The sequence below is a fragment of the Marinomonas sp. ATLA20 genome (genome assembly GCF_057180105.1).
This window is the reverse complement of the sequence record NZ_JBXUKU010000009.1, coordinates 1-23938: the sequence shown is the minus strand read 5'-3', so window position 1 is coordinate 23938 and position 23938 is coordinate 1. Positions and strand designations below refer to the sequence as shown.

Genomic DNA, 23938 nt, shown 5'->3' with positions numbered 1-23938 from the left:
GTCTTTTGTCTATTCACCTCTTATTCTTCGTAATAGAACTCAGGAAAGATGGCATTGTCATTTGGGTACTGCCCTGGTTCAACTCGGACTTCACTGGCGTTAACGCTTGGGTCTGTACCTGGTCTTGGGTCCCAAATGGCATCATCCCCTAACCAGCGAGTAGAAAACGCCAACCTGTCTTGGGTAGCCGATTTGTTACCCGGTGCGCCATGTAGCGTCCAAGCTGAGAAGATCAACGCATCGCCCGGCTGAAGTTCATAACTGACGATGTCGAAGCTATCGCGGTCGGCTTCTATATCAGGGCAAGGAACGCCCTCGCCTTTTCCCGTCCAGCCAACATTGGCATTTTTGTCAGACGTTCCAAATGCCTCAGGCAGATAAAACACATTGTCATTATTCGATCCCCTGACAAACTCTAAACCGCTGCCTTCCAGAGTAACGGGCGTTAAGGCCAACCAAATAGACGCAATCTGCTTGCCTCTAAAAGGCCAATAAGGCACATCTTGGTGCCAAGGTGTTGGCGTGTTTGATTGTGTGGTTTTGATAAGAAGGTGATCAAAATAAAAACGGCTGGAGTGACTTTTCATCGCCTGGGCGGCAAGACGAGCGCAGCCTGAATCTTTTGCGTAGCGATACACAAGATCATTGGAGCGCCATAGATAACGGTCGGTAAACATACGACCGGTTTTCTGACCGGGGTTAGCGTCGTTCGCCAGTTGACTTGGATTGTCTATTTGGAATTGACCAAACGCCGCCAATTGTTCAATCCAAATAGGATCTACTGCGTTACGCACACACACCACACCGTCTTTTTGGTATTGTGCAATCTCTGCACTCGAAAGGTTTCTATGGCTCATAATGTTTTCCTTTGTTTTTATTGTTGACCAAAATATAACCTAAGCCATATCATCAAATAACCTGATAAATTTGATATGCATTATGGAAAATTTTGATTCCGGCTCACTGAGCCTTAAAAACCTAAAGACACTCAAGCTCATTTACGAGCTGGGTTCGATAACGGCGGCGGCCGCAGCGTTAGAGCAAAATCAACCCACAGTGAGCTACACATTGGAGCAGATGCGCTTAGCATTTGCAGACCCGCTGTTTGTTCGTTCCGGCCGAGGCGTTGCACCCACCGCTCGCTGTCACCAAATCATGCCAAATATAGAAAACCTACTTAAAGGCATGACAGAGCTGTTTCAGCCAACCGATTTTGTGCCCAGCCAAGCAGAATTAAACATTACAATTTCGTGCAATCTTTACGAACTACAAGTGATCATACCCACCTTAGTTGAAAGACTAAGCACGCTCGCGCCCAATATCCATCTGATATTTATCCAATCGAATGTAAATGGTCATAAGCAACTTCAGCAGGGATTGTGCGATATATTATTGTCTCCGGTGACCCACGATTACGAGACGCTCTACAAACGATCTTTATACAAAGATCGTTATGTATGCTTGATGTCCCCGCAACACGATTTAGCTGAAAAAGACATTACGCTAAGTGACTACACCGCAGCAAAGCACATAGAGATTAGTTATGAAGGTGGCTGGAAACCGCTTTATCTGAGCATGCCAGAATTACAAGGCGCGAACCTCACCATAGCGCTTCGCCTTCCAAGTGTTTCCAATTTTATTTCAAGAATGGCGGGCAATGGGCTAGTCGCCACGCTACCAGAGCGACTTGCTCGTATTATTGGTGGTCCAATGGTTGTTAAAGATTGCCCGTTTGAAAGTAAGTTTGAACTTAGCCTTTACTGGAATAAGCTAACTCATCACTCCCAAGCCCATCAGTGGCTAAGAAGCCAAATCATTGATATCTGCTCGGAGCAACCCAAATGGTATACCTGCGTCAATTAAGCGATCTCATTTTGTCTGGCTGCTTGTGGTGAGAAGATTAAATCAGCATTTGATTGCTGATTTAATCGATTATTTTCGGTCTTTGAAGAATTTAGCAATGGATTCGATCGGCATCCAAAGTTTGGAGGTGTGCTCTTCCTTCTGAAGGAAGATAAAGCCGCGATTCTGATAGAATGTGACGAGGTCATCGATCAACCCAATTCAGTCAATTTGTTGCCATAACGGCACCATAAATAGTTCAGCTCAGCTGTTTTGCTGTTGTGAATTGATACATGCAGTCGGCTCGGACTCTTGAGCCAATGAGATTTTTAAGGGTGCGGAAGATGGAGTAGTTTGGTTTGAGCAGGAATTTAACGGATTGTGGGCTGTTGCTTAGGTAAATGGCTTAAACTGTGTAGCCCTTATTGCCTATTAACGTTGCGCAATAAGGGCTATAGAAGATCAGACAATCAAAAAATGTCTGTCTGGGATGTTAAAGTGTTGCGGTAAATACTTTAGAGAAGCTTGTTTTTTCTTGAATATCGATGTTCAGACGCAGTCTGCGCGAAATATCACTGGCTGAGAAAATACCGCGAATCTTGTGATTCTCACGATCCATAACAAGACAGTGACGTTCACCATCATTTTTAAGCGCGGTGATGACATCAGAAATGCTGGCTTTGGAAATATCCTGCCAATCCAATGCTTTTAGATTCTTTTTAGCTGTCATTAGATCAGCAACGACGATTTCAGCTCGCTCCAAACCTTCCGATACTTTTTGAACAATTTTTCGTTCGATCAGATCATCTGCACTAACAACACCAATAAAATGCTTATTCTCGTCAATGACAAATTTTAAGCGCACGTGCTCTTTTTGCATCAGCTCTTTAACGTTTAATACAGACCAAGTGGACTCAACAATCAAAGGTTTGTTGTTTTGAAAATCAGTAAAAAAACTCAGTGCTGGGGAGTCGATGGTAAGATCGTAGTTTTCTTCAGGCCAAGCCAATTCGTCGATGTCAGTTGTTGGGTAAAAATCAAGTTTTTTCATATAAAGCCGCTCCGAAGTTCTCTCTTGTAATAAATCTAATGTAGACGGTGTCTGATAACCATATCGCAATCATTATGCATAAAGTAATAGATAAGTACTAAAAATAACAATTACAAGCCTAAGGCCCGTCTTTAAAGGCAATTTTGTACTATTTCTGTCGGTTTCTACATTCAAATCATGTTGAGCTTGGTCTTTTTGTCATTGGCTATAGTCGTGCTTCGATCATATTTGCTAGGATCAAGTCATGGTGAATTGGCCAAATGATAGAGAACGTAGGACAAACGATGACGCAGCCTGAGCTTTCAATAAACGACCTCATGAATGATGTAATGACTCAATGTGAGCAATTTTATTATCAAATGGGGCCATTTAGTGCAGTAACTGAGTTCGAAAAAGCCAGTATTGAACGAGATATTCGAGTAAAAATCAGTCATCTAAGCGAGCTGTCTAAAGGCTACAGTTACGTGGCAATGATGTATTTGCAAGTCGCTCTGGGTAACCAGAAAGAATTGAGCAAAGCGTTTTTTGAAACACTGAACTATTTAGACAATGCCACTATTTACACTAACTATGCCTCTCACCTTAACTGTCTGGGTTTCCCAAAAATGGCGGTTCAGGTGCTAGAAGATTACCTAGCATCCACTCCGGCATCCATGAGCGCAATTGTCACGCTAAGCAATCTTTATAAAGGCATGGGGGCATTTGCGAAAGACAGCAAACTGATGGAGACGTATTTAAAATCCAACGTCCCTCAAGAAAACGCATTGCAAGAGTTTCTTATTAAGCACGATATTACGCCAGAAGAAACCGAAGAATATTTCACGCTTGTGAGTAATTATTTTCTTGCTCAACGTATCAAGCATTACAAGATTTCACGTCACATCGAACAAAGCCATGACGGTAAAGATTGTATTACCACAGAATTCCAGATTGAAGACGATTTAAGCCCAGATCAAATTCACTCGATCAACCTAGGCCTTTCAACTTTGTTATCTGGCAGCGACCTGCCCAAAAAAACCACCGAACATTTCATCACCCGTATTTACTAAGTGCAAAGTATCCAACAATTTAAACCGTCAAATCGTTATACATAACAACGAGGTAAGAATGAACGCAGTACAGAAACAGTACCAGATGAAAGGCATGCAGATTACCGAATACGAGTTAGACGTCCCTCTGGACTGGACTTCCTGTGATCAGGACTCCGTTAATCATTCTGCTGGCAACACCCCAACGATCACACTGTTTGCTCGCGAAGTAGTGGATATAAACCGCGCCGATGATGAGCTGCCTTTGTTATTATTTTTACAAGGTGGGCCTGGTGGCAAATCCCCTCGCCCAATGCCAGGCTCCCCACCATGGATGGCGGAAGCATTAAAAACCCATAGGGTTATTTTAATCGATCAACGTGGCACAGGTCGCAGCAGCCGAATTGATACTAACCTGATCAGTAAATTGTCTGCGGAGGACGGCCGAGATTACCTACTTAAATTCCGTGCCGACAGCATAGTGGCCGACTGCGAACACTTACGTAAAACGGTCTATGGTGGTCGCTTATTTGAGACCTTAGGACAAAGCTACGGTGGCTTTATTACGCTGGCGTACTTATCCCAAGCACCAGAAGGTCTGGCGGCATGTTATGTAACGGGCGGATTGGCGGGGTTAGAAGAGTCAGCACAAGAGGTTTATCAGCTAACCTATCAACGAGTAATTGAGAAAAACCAAGACTATTATGCGCGTTACCCAGAAGATGCCAATACCATGGCAAAAATCGCTCAATGCCTTACTAACGAAACGGTACGGCTGCCTGATGGCGACCAACTTACGTTAGAACGCTTTCAAAGCATTGGTATTTTGTTGGGAATGGGCCCTGGGATTGATCAAGTACATTGGTTGGTGGACGAAGCCTTTGCTGGCAGCGATAAAACACGACTCAGCGATGTATTTTTGGAACAAGTCATGAACATTACCAGCTACCATGAAGGCCCGCTATTTTCGGCGATTCATGAAAGTATTTATGGCCGACCTAATGAAAGCACTAGCTGGGCCGCACAACAGCTGCGAGATCAGTTTAGTGAATTTGACGCATCACACTCGCCTTTGATGCTTACTGGCGAAATGATCTATCCGTGGATGTTTGATCAAATTTCCTCACTGCGCCCTTTTGCGGATGCAGCAAACGCCCTAGCGGAATACCAAGACTACGCGCCACTTTATGATCTCGAAAAACTTGCCAAGAACAAGGTGCCCGTCGTCGCTGCTGTGTATCACAACGACATGTACGTGCCCCGTGAATTGTCGCTAAAAACGGCGAGAAAAGTCGCTAATACTCAGGTGTGGATTACCAATAGCTACGAACACGATGGAGTTCGTCAATCGCCAGAAGTGTTCTGCAAATTACGTGAATTATTGTTAGACCAAGGCGGCCCTTTAAAAAGCGAACAACACGCATAACATTAATTTATGCAATTGCTTCGCATTTCAACCAAGCATTAAACGCTATGCTTAAATGGATTTTTAAAATTAGTTTTTATCATCTATAAGAGGTTTCCATGAGTCACGTATTAGATTTGACAGTTAATGACATCCAAGGCAAAAGTGTTGATCTATCGACTTACCAAGGCAAAACCGTTTTGGTGGTTAACGTTGCGTCTAAATGTGGGCTAACGCCACAGTACGAAGGTCTTGAAGCCTTGTACAAAAAATACCACGAACAAGGTTTAGAGATCCTAGGCTTCCCTGCCAACGATTTTGCAGGTCAAGAGCCAGGTAGCGATGAAGAAATTCAACAGTTTTGCAGCCTTACCTACGATGTCACCTTCCCAATGTTTAGCAAAATTGCTGTCACTGGCGAAGACAAGCACCCTTTATACAAGGGCTTGATTACAGCGGCACCGGTTACACCAAATCGCGATGCTATGGTTAACATGTTGGCAGGTCATAAAATCGAAGCGACAAATGCACCAGAAGTAGTTTGGAACTTTGAGAAGTTTTTGATCACCAAAGATGGCAAGGTTGAGCGTTTCTCTCCCGATGTAACGCCAAAAGACGACGCACTTGTTGCATCGATTGAAGCCGATCTATAAGCGTTAAAGCAAAGCTTAGACAAAAAAGAGTCACGCCAATAACGTGACTCTTTTTTTTGGCTATGATGATCTGATTTGTCTAAATATCTTCATGCGGTTCCTTTTTTGTCTATTCAGTTTTTTATACATCCATAAACAGCCAATATCGAAACCAAAATAAAACACACTAATACCACTCGGCGGATTACTACTTGCAATGAAAGGCACTTTACCGAACCAAGTGTCTGGCCAAACCCAGCATTGATAATAGGTTCCCAGCAACTCCAAATACACCACCATGAAAAACATGATAAGAAAAAACAGCTCATTGCCCGTTTTCATTCTTAACAGCAGCACAACCACCAACATACAAAGAAAGCCAAATACATCCTTATCAAACAGCAACCAAAGACTTGAATAGACAATCATTGCCCAATACAAAATCGAAATAATACGTGCCTTATTACGCTGAATAATCTTTTCTTTTTGAATATAAAATACAGCGGCGTAGATAAGACTGTGCCCAAGAGGCACATAAATAGGGACATTCTCAAGCCGATATTCGTACATTCCCAGCACGATAGAAAACACCACCTCCCCCAGCAAAGCCAAAGCAATGCCATACAACATCAGCTTTTTGATTCTTGCCGTGACACGAGAATAAACCCAGGCAAAACAGATCAATACCAAGAAATTAGTGATCCATTGATTAAACGGAATGTGCTCCGCCAATGCTTTGCTATCGAGAAAAAGCCCCAGCCATAACACAAGGAAAACAGGCAGATAAATAGCGGTAAATTGCAGTTTTGATTTCATGCTGGAATCATAGCAAACTTGACTATAGGCACCATCAAAAATAAACCCGTTAGCGTAATAACCTGCTTTTCATAAAACGTTTTGGCGTAATACCTGCGATTAACTGACATTCACGTGTCATGTGGGCTTGATCAGAAAAACCGTATTCAACAGCGAGTTCAGCCAGTTTGACATGATTTTCTTCCATTTTTAAAGCCAACAAAACCGCTCTAACTCTTCTCAAGCGTTGGAAGTATTTTGGAGACATACTTAAACGATCTTGAAACTGACGTTCTATTTGACGCTGACTAAGCGGAAGGCTATCTAACAAATCAACTCGGGAAGATTGTTGAAGCAATTCTATGGCCTTCACAACGGAATCATGACTAGGAGTCATGTGAGAAACTAGATGATCGAACGCGCGATCTAGTAAGCCAACACGCTGCTGGCTACTCAAATCATCGCTTAACTGAACCAATAAACATTGGATAAATTCAGACGATTCCCATGCGCCAGTATTGCCTTCAAGCGCCGCCAACTCCGTCTGTAACAAGCCCCCCATTCCGGGCTGAAAACGTACACCGACTAAATTTGAACCAGCAGGTAAATGAATCATATGCGCCTGCCGATTGGTTGATTGAAATATCACTGGCTCATCCCAAGCCTCTTGATCAACCAATATCGGCTCCCCAAGGTTGAACAATATTCCACTACCAGCATCAGCAACCAAGCGACGCGTAACGCCTTGTTGATCTATCCCGACCTGTGCCGACCAAATAGCCTGCAACCACAAAGAAAGTCGCCCTTGGGGAAAGTGAATATCAAACAACAAGGGCGACAACATGTTAGTCCTCTCATTTACTGGTGTACGCAAACCGCTTGTTCAGCGAAAGCTACCTACTTCAGGTTTAAATACTTTTACCATTCTGTTCCAACTAGAAATAGCGTTTATTGCAAGGGTTAAATGAGTTAATCCAGATTCACCAAAATTTTCCAGCATTTCTTCATAATGATCGTCCTCAACAGAATGACCTGCGATAAGATGCTCCACCCAAGCCAAAGCCTGACGTTCTTGCTCAGAAAATAGCAGTGAATCTTGCCACGCATTCAAAGCTATCATTCTCTCGTACGTCTCACCCATTTCAAATGCTTGCGTGCTATGCATATCCAAACAAAAAGCACATTGGTTTATTTGTGAGACACGAAGCTTCACTAACTCCAAAATAGTTTTACCTAAGCTTGGTATATCCGCAAATTGTTTGCTTAAAATTTCTTCTTGCTTGAACAACAACTCGAACACTTGTGGAGCAGCAGCATAATAGTTGATACGTTTTAACATATTGAGATCTCCAAAGAATAAATTTGAAGCCCAATCCTAGCGATAGCTGATCAGCATTAATTGAAGAAATTCGACATTTTGAAAGGAAAGATAAAACACACCAAATTGATGTAGAAGCGCCAATTAGGTGTGTTTTAGTGTATTTTTCTATCGCTATCTATTGCTCATAGTTGAATAGCAGTGAAGCGACTATTTATTGATTACTGAACAAATTGCTCGGCCCAAAACGCCACAGGTGAAGCGATGAGAATCGTTAAAGCCACACGCTGATACCAAACGATCAGCATTTGTTTAATGCTCAGTGGAATCTCGGTGGACAAGATACATGGAATCGACGCAGAGAAGAAAAGTATCGATGAAATAGACACCACACCAACCACGAACTTCACGACGAATACGCTTTTCGCTGCGATTAGTGCTGGTAAGAACATTTCAGCCAAGCCCGTTGCAGACGCTGTCGCCACCATCATTGGATCTGGCAACTGGGCGATCCATGCGAATGGGTAAAACAGGTAACCAATCCATTCAAATACTGGCGTGTACTTCGCCAATAACAAGCCACACAAACCAACCGACATAATAGAAGGCAAAATGCTCATTGCCATTAACATGCCTTCTTTGATGTTTTGTAGGATATTACGACCGATAGGCGCGGCGTTTTTCGCCACATCCAACCCTTCCAATGCAGCTTGTTTGAAGCGCGAATGTTCGAACTTTTCGACTTCACGACTTTCTGCCGTGTCGTCCATTTTGCTAAGCGGAAAAATGCGTACTGTAATGGCTGTCACTACAAAAGTGATCAACAAAGTGGCCCAGAAAAAGACATTCCAAACATCCATCAACCCCAATGTTTTCGCCACAATCACCATAAAAGTAGCCGAGACGGTAGAGAAACCAGTGGCAATAATTGCTGCTTCTTTCGCGGAATATTGACCAGATTTATAAACGCGGTTGGTAATCAACAGACCAATAGAATAACTACCAACAAAGGACGCAACCGCATCAATCGCTGACTTACCTGGCGTCTTAAACAGAGGCTTCATAATCGGCTGTAAAAGCACACCGGCAAATTCAAGCAAACCGTAACCAATCAGAAAGGCTAGAAATACTGCACCGATAGGTACGATCAAACCAACCGGCACGACCAACTTGCTAAATAAGAACGGCAACATGTCTTTTTCGAACAAGAAGGCAGGTCCAACGGAGAAAAACGCCATTACAGCCGTCACTACGCCCAAGACTTTGAAAATAGACAAGACAGTTTGAGTTTTACTGGCACGCCAGTTACCCGAGATAAAAGGATAAGCACCACCAGCCAACACCACTAAAATAGCGTAAACCTCAGCCATTTGACCGTAATCATTACGGAGCCAAGACACAATATGATCAAGCGGGATGGTTTCTTTCCCACCGATATTGATCGGAATGAAAAAGACAAAAAGGCCAATGCAGCTATAGGCAATGAGTTTAAGAAGAGACAGTGGAGACACCGCTCCTGACTTTGGATCTGTAGCATTCATATGAAGACTTCCTATGAGAAGGTTATTAATCATAAGCTAAAAAGCAACATACATACCAACATGTATATACATATTAAAATGACGTGAATTTGCTCTTCTTTCTTACGATTAAAGTGAATTTGTTTTTATTTTTAAGGCATCAACCATAGGAATATCGCACAAAATAGGCGCAATATAAAGCATTACGCGCCATTTTGATTCATAAATAATGTAGAGAAAAACAGAAACGATAAGTGCTTGATAAAATACAGATTAGCCAAGTTGTCTATACATAATCATTTTGACATCCGTGCTGATCAATAAGCTCATCATATTTTTTTAGTAAGTTTTCGGCTTGGTAATGGCTAACATCTGGCGCTTTCACATCATCCCTAACAACACGCAGAATCAAGTCCACTGCTCGCTCGGCTTCGCTCTGAATATCCTTCAAATCGCTTTGATAAAGATACAGCTTTTCGTTCAGGTGATTGCCAAACAGCTCTGGATAAACCTGTCGGTCTGGCAGCACTGGCACACAACCCAACGCGACCGCTTCCAACACAGCAAGACCTTGGAATTCATGTAACGCCGTCGACAGAACTATGTCTGACGAAGCAAGGAAAGCGAGATAATCCGCCCGACTTGGCGCAAAGCCAAACTGTGTGATTCGATGTGAAAAACTGGCTTGAATCTGATCAAATTCTTTTGGAGTAGAACGAAACTGTTCGCCAAGAATGGCAATTTCATAGTCTAACTTGCGACGCTCTAGCTCTTCTAAAATAGCCAGCAATCGATCAGGCCCTTTGTCAAATTCCCAACGCGCCGACCAAACCAATTTAATTCGCTCTGATGCTTTGCTATTCACGCCCAGCTCTTCTGCCATTAAAGCATTTTTTGCTAACTCATCTTTAGAAGTAGGCATATCCAAAGGCACTGCAAGCACTTGAGCTTTGGCTTCTATATCATTTAACCAATCATGCGAGACGTAATCAGGCAGTTTCTTTAACAAAGCCCGCGCCCCACCAAAGAAAGAATTTTTATTGAATGCGCTATTAAACACGCACAGATCCGCGGCCAAGGCACTGTACAAGGTGACCATCTGCATTTCCACCAAGCCTTGCTGTTTGTCGCTGGCAGGATAGGCAAATTGATTTTCATGAAAATACAGCAGCCAAGGAATGTTCTGTAAGTTTGGGCAAAAGGCTTTTAAACCGACACAGTCTGTCATCGACGTCGCAATGACCAAATCGTACTCTTGCTCTATCTGAGGTTTAAATTGCGGATCAAACGCAAAACTCATGGCGTTACCGCGAATCCGCCACGCAAAATGTCGAGCAGGCAGAGACAAGTAACTCCATTCATGCTGATCTAAACCATTCATCAAGGTATTTGCCCAGGCTTTATGGCTGCTAGCTTCGTAAGCACTGATCAATAAAATTCGCACGATTTCTTTCTACTCGTTGGTTAAATTTGGTTTTTTATCTATTTAAGAGCTTTTATGTCTATTTGAAAGCTTTGCGGCTGGCTCATCCCAGTTGGGTCGAATATCATGTAGGAAAATGACAAATCGCTTTAAGGATTACCATGATCATTCAACGTCACGATCAAGATATTAACACGCCAACCGGCACCATGCGCTGCACGGTTTATCGCCCTCAAGCAGAAGGTCGCTTTCCTTGTATCTTTTTCTACTCTGAGATTTTCCAACAAACCGCACCCATTGCCCGCTCCGCTGCAATCATGGCTGGCCATGGTTTTGTGGTCATTGTGCCAGAAGTGTTTCATGAGCTTAACCCAATCGGCACAGTCTTGGGCTATGACGATGAAGGCAAGGACAAAGGCAACGCAGACAAATTCACCAAACCCCTAGAAGCACATGACAGTGACACAGTAGCTATGCTGGAATATTTCGAACAGCAAGATTATTGCACGGGGCAATTTGGCACCATGGGCGTTTGTTTGGGTGGGCATTTGGCGTATCGTGCGTCATTAAACCCTCGCATCCAAGCGGCTTTTTGCTTGTACGCAACAGACATTCATTCGAATACCATTCCTTGCGATGAAGGCAATGACTCTTTCACTCGCACAAAAGAAATCCAAGGCGAAATCACTATGGTGTGGGGAAAACAAGACCCGCATGTTTCTACGGAAGGACGCCAGAAGATTTACCAGCAATTGATCGATACTGACCGCTTATTCACTTGGCATGAATTCAACGGCCAGCATGCTTTCATGCGCGACGAAGGCGATCGTTACGATCCGGCCCTAGCCTTAGAGTGTTACAACAAAGCCGTTGCGCTGTTCCAACGTACTTTGCACAAGGCTTAACACTGTAAACTGCACATCGTGGTGGAAGGTGAGCTTATTGCTCGCCTCGCCACATAGGTGTCATCTGGCATTCGCCTAGCTCACCAGAGATCCACATTTCGCTGTCTTGAATGGTTACATTCAATTGCATAGAACGAGTACAGATCTTCGCTAACGCTTCAACTTGAGCCTCAGGGAAACGCAATACTCGCATGTTATCAAAACGGCTGTTCTTGCCTTTGTTTTGTTCCCACCAAATATCGGATTTATCGTTGTAATTCACTACAACGACATTTTGAGCGCGACCACAGGCTTTGCGCAAACGCTTCTCGTCTGGCTGACCTAACTCGACCCAAAGCAAAATTTCGTCTGAGTAATTTTTCTGCCAAAGATCTGGCTCGTCTTCAGTACTAATACCTTTACTGAAACTCAATTGCTCTCCGCCTTCTTTCTCATCAGCCAACAAGGCAAACGCCGCCAAACGCACCATCATGCGCTCTTCGGTTTCTGAAGGATGTAATGCCAAGGTCAATTCATAACTTTGGTAATGGTTTCGATCCATATCGGACACTTGAACCGATGCTTTGTAAATTGTTGCTTTCGTCGCCATGAGGTCACTTACTACATTTGTTAACTATAAAAAGAGCACAGGAAAATCGCGAAGGATTGTACAGCAAAACACACCCACAATACCGACATAAACAAACTGTTTTTTTGCATTCAAGAGTGTATTTATAGTTTTTAAAAAAAGAACCGTTATTTCAATATAAGTAATTGACATAAGTCACGAAAAAAGGCTCAATAAAGAAGCTCAAACGAGCAATTTTTACACAATGCATTACGCAATCAATAAAACCCAAAGTTAAGGAGAAGCAAAATGACAACATTCACGCTAAATCATTCTACTTCTTCCATGGCTACTCGCTGTAATAATCGAGTAATTAAAACTTTGTCCACGCGTTCAATGCCTGTGTAATACACCATTGACCGCGGAATTTACGCGGTCACCTCTGTAAGAAATCACCCCGTAAGTTCCGCCAAAACACACTATTAAATGTATATTTTGGAGAAAACTTATGAGTATCATCGCCCTATTCAACGCCGCTAAAGAATACTTCGAAGCTCGTCGCACCAATCAGCTGTTTCGTCAGCTTGATGACCATTACTTAAAAGACATTGGTTTCTACCGCGACAACGGACAAATCCGCCCTTTGGCTGGCAAGCAAGACCTAGAAAGTCAAAGCAACGAGAAAGCCCAAATACCACCGGGAGAACAACCGAGTGACGGGTGACCAGATTGTCACCTCAGAGGGCTCTGAGGTGACGGTAAACCACTAGGCCGGATGGCCAAACACGCCTTTCATTATCAAATAATGAAAGGCGTATTTTTATTAAATTAAAAATCAACCGCGCTCTAGTTGACGCACAACACTGGTGACAACACCAAACACTTCCAAGCTTGGCGCTTCACTTTCTACAACGGGCGTGACGGTCGCCGCATACGCTTTATTCTTAGGGCGAAGCAAGACATCGGGCTTCAATTGCAACGTCATTACGGCCATTTTCCCACGCTCAAACGCAATCACAATATCACCATGTCGCGCAGCCAAGGATCGGTTCACCACCAGCACATCACCGGCATGAATGCCTTCCTTGACCATAGACTCACCTTGAGCACGCACAAAAAAAGTCGCCCCTGGGTTAGGAATACACAAGGTATTTAAATCCACAGGCTTCTCTTCTGACTGTCCATTAAGATCAGAAATTGCCATAGATTCAGAATAAAGGGGAATTCGAACACTATTCGCCGCAATGAAAGCAGCAGACTCGGAGGTACCAAGATAAGAAACGCGCATAAACAAACATCCAAACTGTATATTCGTACAGTATGTTTTAAAGCATGCGAATAAACTAGCCTATTTTTGTAAAGATGGGAAATTAACTACCACGACAAACGTCAGGTTCATGGTCCTTAAGCAAATCACTTTCACTAACTTGTCCATTTGTCGCCAAAGAAATTCGCCGTATGTATTTTGCTGGCGAACGTTTATGAATGTGTAACCAGTTCCAAACGTGAGCTTGCTTAACTCCTAAGATGTGCGCGAGTGCAGTTTGGCTTCCTACAATTTCGACTGCTTTTGCAATGGCTGACATATAACCTCCTTAACAACCTTTACTGTATTTGATAACAGCTTTTATTGTTTGTCAAATACAGATAAAGTTGTAATTATTCACCTTATGAGCATCTCAGAACGCGTTAAACAAAAACGAACCGACCTTAGACTAACTCAATCAGAGCTAGCCAAGTGCGTTGGCATTTCACAGCAGTCTTTGCAAAAAATCGAAGATGGCAGAACACAAAACCCGCGAAAGCTACTCAATTTAGCCAAAGCGCTTGATTGCGACGCAGAGTGGCTGTTACTGGGCACAACAAATGAAGTAAGAGAAAACATCTCTCACTACATCAATGATGATCAAGCCTCACAGCCCTTTAAAAATAACCTAAGACCCATCATCACAGCCCAACAAGCTGCACAATGGCCAAACATAGGCGAGTTAGAATCTTTAGAACTAAAACAGCTAGAAGTACCAGATACGGTATCTGCAACGGCATTTTGGCTAAAAGTGATTGGCGATAACATGATGTCATCGTCTGGCATTAGTGTCCCAGAAGGGTATTTTATTCTTGTTGAACCTGCCTTAACGGCAAATAGTGGTGATTTGATCGTTGCGAAATTAGCAGACAGCAAAGACGTAACCTTTAAAAAATTTGTTGTAGACGCAGGTCGCACTTACCTAACACCACTCAATTCAAACTACAGACCCATTGAAGTGGCTAATGATTTAGAGGTCGTAGGGGTTGTGACCCAAGCCCGAATAATGTTCTAAACTATGTACAAACCACCCTCTTCATATTAACGTAGAGGTTTATCTTTACAATAAAAACAACTTAGGCTGTTGACTGACAGACAACAAAAACTGTAATTTATAATAGTCGACAACAACCAAAGGATAGGAATCATGCTAGTCATAACTCGACACCCAGGTGAAACGATTAATATCGGTGATGATATGGAAGTCACGGTATTAGGAATACAAGGCACGCAGGTGCGCATTGGCATCAAAGCGCCGCAGAAAGTAAGCGTTCACAGGGAAGAAATATACAAACGCATTCAAGCCGAAAAATTACAGCAATCGAAAAGCGAGCAGCTCAGTGAAACTGAACCAGCTTAGTGCTGTATCACTTATTATCTGAATTTAGGCCTAAAATCACTCGAACAACAGCGGCTAATAAAAAAGCCCAATACTCTAAATAGAGCATTGGGCTGTTAACGTATTTTAGGACGAGACATATCAACTAAGATCAAACTCTATAGACAATATGGTGTCTATGTCATATGACCCATTAAACAGCTCAAATATTTTACCGTTTAAATCTTCTCTACTCAGAATATATAAAATTGATTTAGCAACATCGGCTCGTGGAATCTTCATTTCTTTTATGGTGGTTGGTCGTCGAGTAGTAATCTTCCCTTCACCTGCATCATTCGTTAAGGGACCAGGACGAACAATGGTGTATGGCACACCAGATGCCATCAGATATTGATCCGCCATGTGCTTAGCCACTAAATACGGTTTAATGTCAGACTCCATAGCATCTGGATCGTCAGCACCAATACTGCTCAACATAATAAACTGTTTAATATTGGTTTTTTGTGCGTAGTCGACGGCTTTTTTAGCAGCCCACAAATCAATCAGCAAGGTTTTATCCGCACCTGTTGAACCACCAGAACCAGCCACAAAAATCACATTATCAATACAATCAAATGCATGACTAAAATCTTCTTCAAGATCAGCCTCGACTATCTCCAGCTCACTGTCTTTAAAATCATCCAGCTTACTTTTATCTCGCACCAGAGCACGGGCATCTTCTTTTGACTCAACAAGTGTCTTCGTTATCAACTGACCAATTTGACCACTTGCACCTATAACGAGAGTTTTACTCATAACCTGCCTCCTTTTACGTTTCAAGGAACGAGACGCGAATATTAAAACGCCACCGCCTTTTAAAATCTTACCTATTACTATAAGGACATGAGGCCAAGATAAAACCCCAAACGACAAGCTTGCATATTTACTGGATATTAGAGAATCATGCTTAAAAAAGTAGATCACACCTAAATTAACCTCATAACTACAAACTCGAAAATGCCATTCAGATAACACCACAAAGCTGTCACACAAACCTCATACAACCCATACACTTACTCACAAAACACTGCAAATCCAAACGCATTACTGACAGCAAACGGCCCTACAATCCTGCCTATCTTATTCCTCAGGAAATGTGCCATGCGCCGCTACCTTATTGCGTTGCTTATGTTTTTCTCGGCGGTTGTGTCGGGAGTTGTGTCAGCGGGTTACTACGATGGTACGGAAGGGTTAACCGGTGACGCGTTGAAAGCGAAGCTGCACTCCATCATAGATGGTCAGACGCCGCTTAAGTATACGCAAAGTGGAAACACTGATTGGTACGATGGCAAGAAGATAGATGTATGGGAAGCCTTGGTTTACACAGATTCAGCCTGTCCAGATGACGCGCCCAAATGCGGTCTAGTACAACTGCTGTACCTAGATGAAGCCAGACACATTAACCAGGCAAACCGTGGTAAATCCAATAACGATTCTTGGGACCGAGAACACGTTTGGCCAAAGTCGCGAGGATTCAAAAAACAAAGCCAAGATGGGTACACCGACTTGCACCACCTACGCCCTGCCGATCGCAATATAAACGGCGCGCACAGCAACTATGGTTACGACATGGGCGGAGACCCTTTTTACGATACCTTAGGCGATGGCAGCAAAGTATTCAGTGGCACCTATGTAGACAAAGCCAATGAATCGTTTGAACCAACTGACCGCGCTAAAGGCCAAATCGCCCGTATGATCTTCTACATGGCCACCCGCTACGAAACAGGCGACAACGCCTCACCAGAAAACATGCCTGACCTGCACATCGTGAAAGGCAACAGCAAACAAAGCAAAGAACCGACCATAGGCGATCTATGTACACTGGTGAAATGGAATGAAGAGTTTACCGTTACTGACTTTGAAAAACGCCGTAACGACCGAGTGCAGGAAATACAGGGCAATCGAAACCCCTTTATCGATCATCCTGAGTTTGTGGATGTGATATGGGCAAATAAGTGCTCATAAAAACATTAAGCATGAGGGTCAGATGATACATTGCTAATTTTCATCTGACCCCAAATTCTTTTTGTAAACCCTTTCAGTTACACAGAATTAATTACAGGATTTTTTCTGATTAAAGACTCTTTTATCGTGATTGAATTTTACCAACTATTCGATTTATCGACCCTTTCAACTTTCGATCTATGGAGTAGCAGTGAATCTATTCATTAAAAAATAGCTCTTTTAACATAGGCTCAGGATTGTTCAGAAATGCCTTCGTAATTTGGTAATGATCGGTATCCTCAAATTGAATTGGATATATACCTGACTGATCTATTTGGTAAATTTTAGCATCAGGATATGCCATGAGAATCGGGGAATGGGTAGCCATAATAAATTGAGATTGGTTATTAACCAACTGACGCATTCGACTCAATACACTTAATTGTTTTGCAGGAGAAAGCGCTGACTCAGGTTCGTCGAGTAGATATAGCCCATTCCCACTAAAACGTTCAAATAATAACGAAATAAACGATTCCCCATGAGACTGGTTATGCAAAGAATTTCCACCATAGCGGTTTTTAATCTCGGGAGGCGGTGGCAAGTACCCAAAATCATATACTTCTTCATCAAGTTCATCCATATGCGTTGCTACGTTGTAAAAACTCTCTGCCCGCAGGAAAAAGCCATCATTGTATCGCTTAAATGATCTTGAAAATTGTAGATAACTATGTAATTCTGAATGTGTTTTCCTAGTACCAAAACTAAAGTTTTTGGAGCCACCTTCAGCATTGAACCCTAAGCCGACAGCTATCGCTTCAAGAAGAGTAGATTTACCACTACCATTTTCACCAACGAAAATGGTTACATCTTTACCAAATTCAATACTACGGAGCCCTTTAATAGCAGCTATTGAAAAAGGATAGTGATCGAATGATTCAATCAGATTTTTTTTAAGTTTTATCTCTTTTAGATACGGTAACGGTTCCATACTATGCATACTTAACTAGCTCACAGATTCACCCTATTAAATCAAGCCAAGGCTTTAAGACTTATCGTACCAACTTGACAGATTCCATAGAAGACTTCAATGCCTGCCTTTAAATATAAATCTTCGTAGAACCTGGTATGCCGTTTCGATGCTAACGTGTGCGACAATTGGGGTCAGATGAAAAAACAATCTATTTTTCATCTGACCCCAAATTCTTTAAATGTTTAAGTCAACGCTGAAATGATTTCTTCTTTTTTCAGTTCGAACTCTCTTAGTTGTTGACCTTCTAGGATGTTGGCAACCAGTATTCCTGCTGTAATTAGATAATTAGCTAGATTGGCAATGTAAAATTCGTAATCGGTAGCGTTATCTTTGCTATGAATAACCAAATTAACTTTATTGTCCACATTGTCATGCTCAAAGTGCCTTGAAAATATTGCCTCTAAACTACAATGTGATTCTGCACTTAATGTTGGGTATAACCCTCGATATTCTTCTTCCATTCCAGCTAAGAAAAATTTTTCATAAATATTTGTGCACAATTTAAAGTCGTTACTTTCTTTTAACAGCTTAATTTCTTTTTCCACTTCAGGCGCTTTATTATCTGCGCATTTAGCAATAGAAGCTAAATAAGCGTTACCTTCTTTGGCAGACTTAAACATCCGTTTTTCTTGCTCGTAGCTACCGAAATCTAGTTGATTAACATAAAATTCATTTAATTTTAGGTTTTTCAAATCAACGAAATTCTCAATAAATGAACGGTATATCGAAAGAGAGCCTGTATAATTCTGTGTTTCAATCAATGTATAAAAAGATTCTGACAATTCAATTAATGTACAGTAAATCCCCATGCTATAAGCTGCGAGCTTGCTTCTAGATTCAAATTGAAATAACACTGCTTTATCAGTTGAATAGTCGATAGTTTCTTTCAGAATATGACGCATAAAAACTCCTACACATTTAACAGCTTAATATTTTAATAGTGCGCATGCGCGTTTAGAAAATTTCAAAAAAATTACTGAGGTCAGATGAAAAAATTAATCTATTTTTAACTTTTCCCCAAACCTCTTAAAGTTTTTATCAAGACAAGTTATTGAGAACCTTGAAAATACTGATTTCTTAAGGTACGCACCCCATTAATAATTATTTCATAAAAATTTTTATTAGAATTTAAATCAATTAATTCTAGACTTTATTGCATCAAACCACTTAACCACCTCACCTTCAGTATCAACTTCTTTTAGATATTGATGAGTCATATTAGAAACAGCTCTAGTATTCAATTTTTTCTTCACATTTCTTTCGTTATATGGGGTGCAACCTACCAAAAAAGTTGGTATATCTGTCTGATCATCAAAGTTTATTTCTTCATCAATATTAAAGGCTAATTTTATTGCATCCTTATGAAGATAATTTTCACACTCACGCTTACCTGTAAGAAATGCAATTGATCCGTCTCCTCTAGCATTTACCCTATCGTGTGCTTTTTGATAAGTTGGTGGCTGAAATGTATCTCGATCATATATATGTATTTCAGGCTTACCTAGATTTCTTAAGTAATGAGAGTTAACCCAATCTTTCAGAGTAGAACCCCCAAGTGGTAGTATTACCACTCTAGGGTCATTATTTAGATCTGGAACATCAACTCCGTCTCTAATTAGTACTGAAGACATACCTTTAAAAAAGCTCACATCATTTGGACCTTCAAGGCATAGAAAAACTTGGGCTCTACTATCTGGCAAAACACCAAGATCCTTTGCAATTATCTCATACATACTATCTACACTCTTGCTGACAACGAGTGATCCATCTTCCCCTCTAAAAATATGTCTTATACTATCCAATGGCAGCTGACCAGCTAGTGCAGGTACATGAGTAGTAAGAACTACTTGGCAGAGCTCTACATTAGAAAGCTCACTAAATGCTTCTAAAAGTAGCCTTTGATTATTTGGATGCTGAGAGGTTTCAGGCTCTTCGATTGCATAGATGACACCACGATCAGAATTTTCATTTTTTATTCGTTCGGCTTCTGCCTTAAAAAAACTGATAAGAACAAGCCGTCTAACACCACTTCCTCGTTTATTAATATGGATACCATCATCACCAACCAAAGAGAGCTTGAAAATACCGTCCCACTTGGGCTCTGCCTTAAATTCAGGCACTAACTGATTGGCTAAAAGCGGATCTATATCATGTAAGTGACTTATAGTATTAACAGCAACATTAAGGGCTTTTTCTTTAACTCGCTCTTTGATTGAATTTAAGTCATCCTCTAATTCATTTAAGGCATTAACTATTGCCGCTTTCATTGGATCTTGGACTTCAGACTCTTCATCAGTACTTGGCCTATCAGCTCTAAAAAGAGCAAAATGAGGAAGGTAATCTTGAATTCTCTCCAAAATAGTTTTGCCATCTTCTTTTGATAACGAAACCAACTGTTCAGTTAACTTTAGATCTTTTTTTGAATGATATATGGCTTGTCGTAAAACAACATTAGATCTTTTATCTGCAACTCCTATCAGCAAACGCTCAGCAATTGCTTTTAACTCATCATTTGTCTTTAAAAGGATACCTTTAGCGTCTCTAACTGAAGGATGAATGCAGGAAACATACATTGCACCAGCTCCTTTACCTTTCTTGAATACTTTATGTAGCTCTAATAAACCATCGCTATTTAAAAGATATTCATCGCTTAGGCTAGTTCTTGAATTGGAATCGATAATTAGATTATCTGGTATACTTGAGAAAACACATCCTATTTTAACATCTGCATTTTCACCAACATAAACACATTTATCACTATAATCATACTTGCATAGTTTATGACCAAAAAAGACCCCTAAAGCATCTAATATTGTTGTTTTTCCAACATCATTTTTTCCGATCATTGCAGTCATATCACCAAAATCGATTTCTACTTTCCCTTGATAAGCTCGAAAATTTTCAATTATTAATTTTTCTAGTTTCATGTAAGTCCCTTTTTGAGTCCACAAATTTCAATATGATTTATACGAAAAAATAACCTTGTATTTACATTAGTCGCCTTACTCCTCCAACACTAGAAAAACCTTACAAATAAATAATTAGAGTCAAAGTTCAATTAAACTCAAACCACTTCACTTGCAACAACCGAACACCGATACCCTGCTTTGCTGTCGCCTCTTGCGGTGACTTTGTCGATGGACCAGTTGCCTTTCATTTCGGGTGGGAAGGTGTCGTTTAGGGTGAGGATGCCTTCTGCGACGAGTTTGGGGTTGCCTGGTAAGTCGAGGGTGACGCTGGTGCCTTGGCGTTGGCTTTTGATGAGGTCGTCTTGGCAGGCTTGTTGGGCGGTGGTTGGGTTGTCGTAGCTTTGGCGTAGTTTTTTGTACGGTGCGGTGCCGACGTGTACGGTGTGTTCTTCCCCTGTGTTGTTGTTTGTCCAGTTGGCTTTGACGCCGGTGATGGCGCTTCGGCTGGGTCGGTCGAGTTGGCAGTTGATGAATTGGCCTTCGCTCGGTTTGTTCTGGTTCGGTACGCCGACGACGACGGGGGGGATGGCTTGCCCTGTGATGGTTTTCACTTGGCCCCGTTTGGCGAGGACGTACAGGTCGTTGACGGGTTTGGCGATGGCGTCCCGTTCCCGTGCGATGCGGGTTAAAAAGGCGCTGTCGGTTTCGTCGGTTTGGTCCATGTGCTCAAGGACGACGCTTTCAAATTCTTTGGCCACCCGTGGGCTGAATCCGTGGGGCGTGACGACTTGGCGGAAAAGGTCGGCAAGGCTGACGTTTTCGAAGGTGCGTGTGCGGCGTTCTTTAAAGCCGGTCTTGTCTTCTACCTGAAACGGCGCGGCGGTGGCGACGATGGTGACGCTGGGCGGAAACAGTTTCGGCACGATGCGGGTGATTTTGAACTGGCCTTTGTCGATGAGGTTGTCGCCGTAGCCTTCTAGCCACGTGAGCACCGCGCCCTCTTTCGGCAAGCCTGTTTGCCCTGTGGTGTCGATGTGCAAGGTGAGTTGGTCGCTTTGGGTGCCTGCGGCGTCGATGCGCTCCCACGAGGTCAGGCGATTATTGATGATGCCCTCGCCTGCTCCGCTCACGCGCACTCTTAGCAAATAGTTGGATGGATTGTCTAGTCCCATAGGTTGGTTACCGTCTCGGCTGCTTTGTTTGGCAAGGTGGGGATTTCAATAACAACGCCAGCGGGAAGCACTGGCCCGTAGGCTTCTAAGCCGGGGTTGAGTTCAAACAAGGCTTCTTCCGCTTGGTCGTCGTTGCGCTTTAGGGCGATCCACAGAATGTTGGAAATGGTGTCGCCGTCGCGGCTACGAAGGGTCGTCATTGGCGTATTCCTCTAATTCGATTGTAAAACCAAGGACAAAGGCCGTGCCGTCGTCGATGATCTTGTCTTGCTTCTCTTGCAAGCGTTTGATGGTCCATTGGCCTAAATTGTTGCCGTAGCCATCGGCCAGCACCAAGGGCGCTCGCTGGTTTTGTAAGGCGCGTAAGGCGTTGAGATTCGCCATGCCATCGCCTTGAAACCACGTGCCTGTGACGGTGATGTTTTCCAACTGTTGGCCGGTGTTTTGGCTCATGGGCTTTTGACCGTATCGCGCCACCGCGACCCAACCGCCGTCGCTAGTGCGCTGCAAACCCTCGTATGGCGTGCCTTCGCTTAGCGAAAACACAAAACCACCGAGCGACATCATCTGACGCATGATTACTCCTTAGATAAAAATGGAAGGACAGAAACGAAAAAGCCCATCGGGGATGGGCTTGGGGGTGTTTGGGGGTGAAAAGAATTTAAAATAGCATCTATTAGTAATAATAAATGAATCTATAATTAAGATTAATTAAAAGCGATTAGTTTTTCTGGGAGGTCACCATAACCCCACACAACTGTTCCAACTATTAATATGTAAAAACCAGCATGTGTTTTAAAATTAAATGATTTTTTATAAAAAGGTATGTTTACACTATCATCCACTTTTTTCTTGCTATCTATGGTTATAGAACCATTAAATACATTTTTTCCTTCTTCAAGACTTCGTAATATATATTTTCCTTCAAAAATTGCTCCCAGAATTACTAACAATGAGCCTGACCTTTGAAACCAAAACTGCGAGTTTTCAGAAAGATGTAAATAATTTAATAAAACCGAAACTATTACTAAAAATATTGAGCTAATTATTAATGTATTTAATTTCATTAACTTTCCCTTTTTATGATAAAAACACTTTAACTCCAACCATTCGGATAAAGAACCTATCCCTTTTCCTCAATAAAAACAACTAAAGTCTACAAAGTTGCGTTGGGCGTAGTCTTTGACGCGGGTGATGTTGTCGTTTACCCAGTCTGCTTGCCTGAATTAAAAAGCTAGTCGTGCTATTTGCTGTTGCTTTTTTTGTTAGGAAAGTGCGGACGGCTTGGATTAGGTCGATGAGTTCTTTTGATGGAACGACGACGGGGTCGCTTTGTATCTGCATGGATTTGACGATGTTGTTGAGCAGTTGCCTTCCTTGGAGGGAATAGCTGTCTTTTTCCGCTAGCGCTAAGTTGTCTGTGGTTGTTTTTGCCCGTTGAGCTGTTTGGAGTAGATGAAGGTTAGGCGCTATTTTTCATCTGACCCCAAACTCTCAGCTCACAAAAGCCAAAGACATCATAGAACTAAGCAAAGCTATTGATGGCTTTGTGACACCGCAGTAAGTCAGGTTTGAAGACAAAGGAGCTCACGATAAACCTATTATTAATATCACCTCAAGCTCATTGGAGACCCTGTAACAAATTCCGTGTAACTGCCATTTAGTTAAGGTGCTTTTCGAGACGTTCCTCGAACTCAATAATAAATCGACTCATCGCTTGGCGCCAGTTCTGA

General features: G+C 42.3%; 27 protein-coding genes. 9 read left to right on the top strand and 18 right to left on the bottom strand.

From position 1 onward, the window contains the following. Positions 1–20: 20 nt before the first annotated feature. Positions 21–857, bottom strand: a complete 837-nt coding sequence (locus AC2A4J_RS14870) for a phytanoyl-CoA dioxygenase family protein (RefSeq protein WP_484176587.1) — start codon at positions 855–857, stop codon at positions 21–23. Between the two features lie 82 nt (positions 858–939). Between AC2A4J_RS14870 and AC2A4J_RS14865 the strand changes: the two genes are divergently transcribed. Next, positions 940–1863 carry a LysR family transcriptional regulator gene (locus AC2A4J_RS14865; RefSeq protein WP_484176586.1) on the top strand — a complete coding sequence of 308 codons (924 nt, stop codon included), beginning with the start codon at positions 940–942 and terminating at the stop codon, positions 1861–1863. Positions 1864–2335: 472 nt separating this feature from the next. Here the strand turns inward: AC2A4J_RS14865 and AC2A4J_RS14860 are convergent, their stop codons facing one another. Then, positions 2336–2893 (bottom strand): CBS domain-containing protein, encoded by a 558-nt coding sequence (locus AC2A4J_RS14860; protein WP_255828882.1) that lies wholly within the window; start codon positions 2891–2893, stop codon positions 2336–2338. A 260-nt stretch (positions 2894–3153) separates the two neighbouring features. On the opposite strand from AC2A4J_RS14860, the gene AC2A4J_RS14855 reads away from it, so the two are divergent. The 3 genes from AC2A4J_RS14855 (at position 3154) to AC2A4J_RS14845 (ending at position 5979) form a co-directional block, all read left to right on the top strand. Then, positions 3154–3942 carry a hypothetical protein gene (locus tag AC2A4J_RS14855; RefSeq protein ID WP_484176585.1) on the top strand — a complete coding sequence of 263 codons (789 nt, stop codon included), beginning with the start codon at positions 3154–3156 and terminating at the stop codon, positions 3940–3942. Positions 3943–4000: 58 nt separating this feature from the next. Then, positions 4001–5347: an alpha/beta fold hydrolase gene (locus AC2A4J_RS14850; RefSeq protein WP_484176584.1), complete on the top strand. Its 1347-nt coding sequence runs from the start codon at positions 4001–4003 to the stop codon at positions 5345–5347. Between the two features lie 98 nt (positions 5348–5445). Then, the gene (locus AC2A4J_RS14845; RefSeq protein ID WP_114413371.1) at positions 5446–5979 is read left to right on the top strand and encodes a glutathione peroxidase; all 534 of its coding nucleotides are present in this window, start codon (positions 5446–5448) and stop codon (positions 5977–5979) included. A 60-nt stretch (positions 5980–6039) separates the two neighbouring features. On the opposite strand, the gene AC2A4J_RS14840 is transcribed toward AC2A4J_RS14845, so the two are convergent. The 5 genes from AC2A4J_RS14840 to AC2A4J_RS14820 form a co-directional block, all read right to left on the bottom strand. After that, entirely contained in the window at positions 6040–6774 is a 735-nt protein-coding gene (locus AC2A4J_RS14840) for a hypothetical protein (protein WP_484176583.1), read from the bottom strand. 49 nt (positions 6775–6823) lie between these two features. Beyond that, positions 6824–7597, bottom strand: coding sequence for a helix-turn-helix domain-containing protein (locus AC2A4J_RS14835; protein ID WP_484176582.1), 774 nt, complete (start codon positions 7595–7597; stop codon positions 6824–6826). A gap of 39 nt (positions 7598–7636) precedes the next feature. Continuing rightward, on the bottom strand, positions 7637–8092 hold the full coding sequence (locus AC2A4J_RS14830) for a carboxymuconolactone decarboxylase family protein (RefSeq protein ID WP_484176581.1): 456 nt from the start codon (positions 8090–8092) through the stop codon (positions 7637–7639). Between the two features lie 200 nt (positions 8093–8292). Further along, on the bottom strand, positions 8293–9612 hold the full coding sequence (locus tag AC2A4J_RS14825; protein ID WP_484176580.1) for a YjiH family protein: 1320 nt from the start codon (positions 9610–9612) through the stop codon (positions 8293–8295). 265 nt (positions 9613–9877) lie between these two features. Continuing rightward, positions 9878–11035, bottom strand: coding sequence for a tRNA-queuosine alpha-mannosyltransferase domain-containing protein (locus AC2A4J_RS14820; RefSeq protein WP_484176579.1), 1158 nt, complete (start codon positions 11033–11035; stop codon positions 9878–9880). A gap of 140 nt (positions 11036–11175) precedes the next feature. Here AC2A4J_RS14820 and AC2A4J_RS14815 point away from each other — a divergent pair, with 140 nt between their 5' ends. Continuing rightward, positions 11176–11919, top strand: coding sequence for a dienelactone hydrolase family protein (locus AC2A4J_RS14815; RefSeq protein ID WP_484176578.1), 744 nt, complete (start codon positions 11176–11178; stop codon positions 11917–11919). Positions 11920–11953: 34 nt separating this feature from the next. Here the strand turns inward: AC2A4J_RS14815 and AC2A4J_RS14810 are convergent, their stop codons facing one another. Beyond that, entirely contained in the window at positions 11954–12508 is a 555-nt protein-coding gene (locus AC2A4J_RS14810) for a YaeQ family protein (RefSeq protein ID WP_205114515.1), read from the bottom strand. A gap of 466 nt (positions 12509–12974) precedes the next feature. Between AC2A4J_RS14810 and AC2A4J_RS14805 the strand changes: the two genes are divergently transcribed. Beyond that, positions 12975–13190: a DUF1127 domain-containing protein gene (locus AC2A4J_RS14805; RefSeq protein WP_255828871.1), complete on the top strand. Its 216-nt coding sequence runs from the start codon at positions 12975–12977 to the stop codon at positions 13188–13190. A gap of 111 nt (positions 13191–13301) precedes the next feature. Here the strand turns inward: AC2A4J_RS14805 and AC2A4J_RS14800 are convergent, their stop codons facing one another. Both AC2A4J_RS14800 and AC2A4J_RS14795 read right to left on the bottom strand, forming a co-directional pair. Further along, positions 13302–13754, bottom strand: a complete 453-nt coding sequence (locus AC2A4J_RS14800; RefSeq protein ID WP_255828870.1) for a S24 family peptidase — start codon at positions 13752–13754, stop codon at positions 13302–13304. 82 nt (positions 13755–13836) lie between these two features. Then, positions 13837–14052: a helix-turn-helix domain-containing protein gene (locus AC2A4J_RS14795; RefSeq protein WP_484176577.1), complete on the bottom strand. Its 216-nt coding sequence runs from the start codon at positions 14050–14052 to the stop codon at positions 13837–13839. An 84-nt stretch (positions 14053–14136) separates the two neighbouring features. Here AC2A4J_RS14795 and AC2A4J_RS14790 point away from each other — a divergent pair, with 84 nt between their 5' ends. Further along, positions 14137–14787 carry a LexA family protein gene (locus AC2A4J_RS14790; RefSeq protein ID WP_484176576.1) on the top strand — a complete coding sequence of 217 codons (651 nt, stop codon included), beginning with the start codon at positions 14137–14139 and terminating at the stop codon, positions 14785–14787. Between the two features lie 132 nt (positions 14788–14919). Beyond that, the gene (csrA, locus tag AC2A4J_RS14785; RefSeq protein ID WP_255828867.1) at positions 14920–15132 is read left to right on the top strand and encodes a carbon storage regulator CsrA; all 213 of its coding nucleotides are present in this window, start codon (positions 14920–14922) and stop codon (positions 15130–15132) included. 120 nt (positions 15133–15252) lie between these two features. Here csrA and AC2A4J_RS14780 read toward each other — a convergent pair whose 3' ends face one another. Continuing rightward, a complete protein-coding gene (locus AC2A4J_RS14780; RefSeq protein ID WP_484176575.1) occupies positions 15253–15906 on the bottom strand; it encodes an SDR family oxidoreductase in 654 nt (217 codons plus the stop codon). 345 nt (positions 15907–16251) lie between these two features. Between AC2A4J_RS14780 and AC2A4J_RS14775 the strand changes: the two genes are divergently transcribed. After that, a complete protein-coding gene (locus AC2A4J_RS14775; RefSeq protein WP_484176574.1) occupies positions 16252–17115 on the top strand; it encodes an endonuclease I family protein in 864 nt (287 codons plus the stop codon). A gap of 196 nt (positions 17116–17311) precedes the next feature. On the opposite strand, the gene AC2A4J_RS14770 is transcribed toward AC2A4J_RS14775, so the two are convergent. The 7 genes from AC2A4J_RS14770 to AC2A4J_RS14740 all read right to left on the bottom strand — a co-directional run bounded on the left by AC2A4J_RS14770 (position 17312) and on the right by AC2A4J_RS14740 (position 23272). Further along, entirely contained in the window at positions 17312–18082 is a 771-nt protein-coding gene (locus AC2A4J_RS14770; protein WP_072839764.1) for an AAA family ATPase, read from the bottom strand. Positions 18083–18306: 224 nt separating this feature from the next. Next, entirely contained in the window at positions 18307–19026 is a 720-nt protein-coding gene (locus AC2A4J_RS14765; protein ID WP_484176573.1) for a DUF5677 domain-containing protein, read from the bottom strand. Positions 19027–19257: 231 nt separating this feature from the next. Beyond that, a complete protein-coding gene (locus AC2A4J_RS14760; protein ID WP_484176572.1) occupies positions 19258–21051 on the bottom strand; it encodes an ATP-binding protein in 1794 nt (597 codons plus the stop codon). A gap of 137 nt (positions 21052–21188) precedes the next feature. Next, positions 21189–22163: a contractile injection system protein, VgrG/Pvc8 family gene (locus AC2A4J_RS14755; RefSeq protein WP_484176571.1), complete on the bottom strand. Its 975-nt coding sequence runs from the start codon at positions 22161–22163 to the stop codon at positions 21189–21191. A 32-nt stretch (positions 22164–22195) separates the two neighbouring features. Continuing rightward, complete coding sequence (locus AC2A4J_RS14750; RefSeq protein ID WP_484176570.1) at positions 22196–22405, bottom strand: tail protein X; 210 nt, start codon at positions 22403–22405, stop codon at positions 22196–22198. After that, complete coding sequence (locus tag AC2A4J_RS14745; protein WP_484176569.1) at positions 22389–22751, bottom strand: phage tail protein; 363 nt, start codon at positions 22749–22751, stop codon at positions 22389–22391. Before AC2A4J_RS14745 ends, AC2A4J_RS14750 begins: the two co-directional genes overlap by 17 nt. Before the next feature lie 161 nt (positions 22752–22912). Further along, the gene (locus tag AC2A4J_RS14740) at positions 22913–23272 is read right to left on the bottom strand and encodes a hypothetical protein (protein ID WP_484176568.1); all 360 of its coding nucleotides are present in this window, start codon (positions 23270–23272) and stop codon (positions 22913–22915) included. Between the last annotated feature and the right edge of the window lie 666 nt (positions 23273–23938).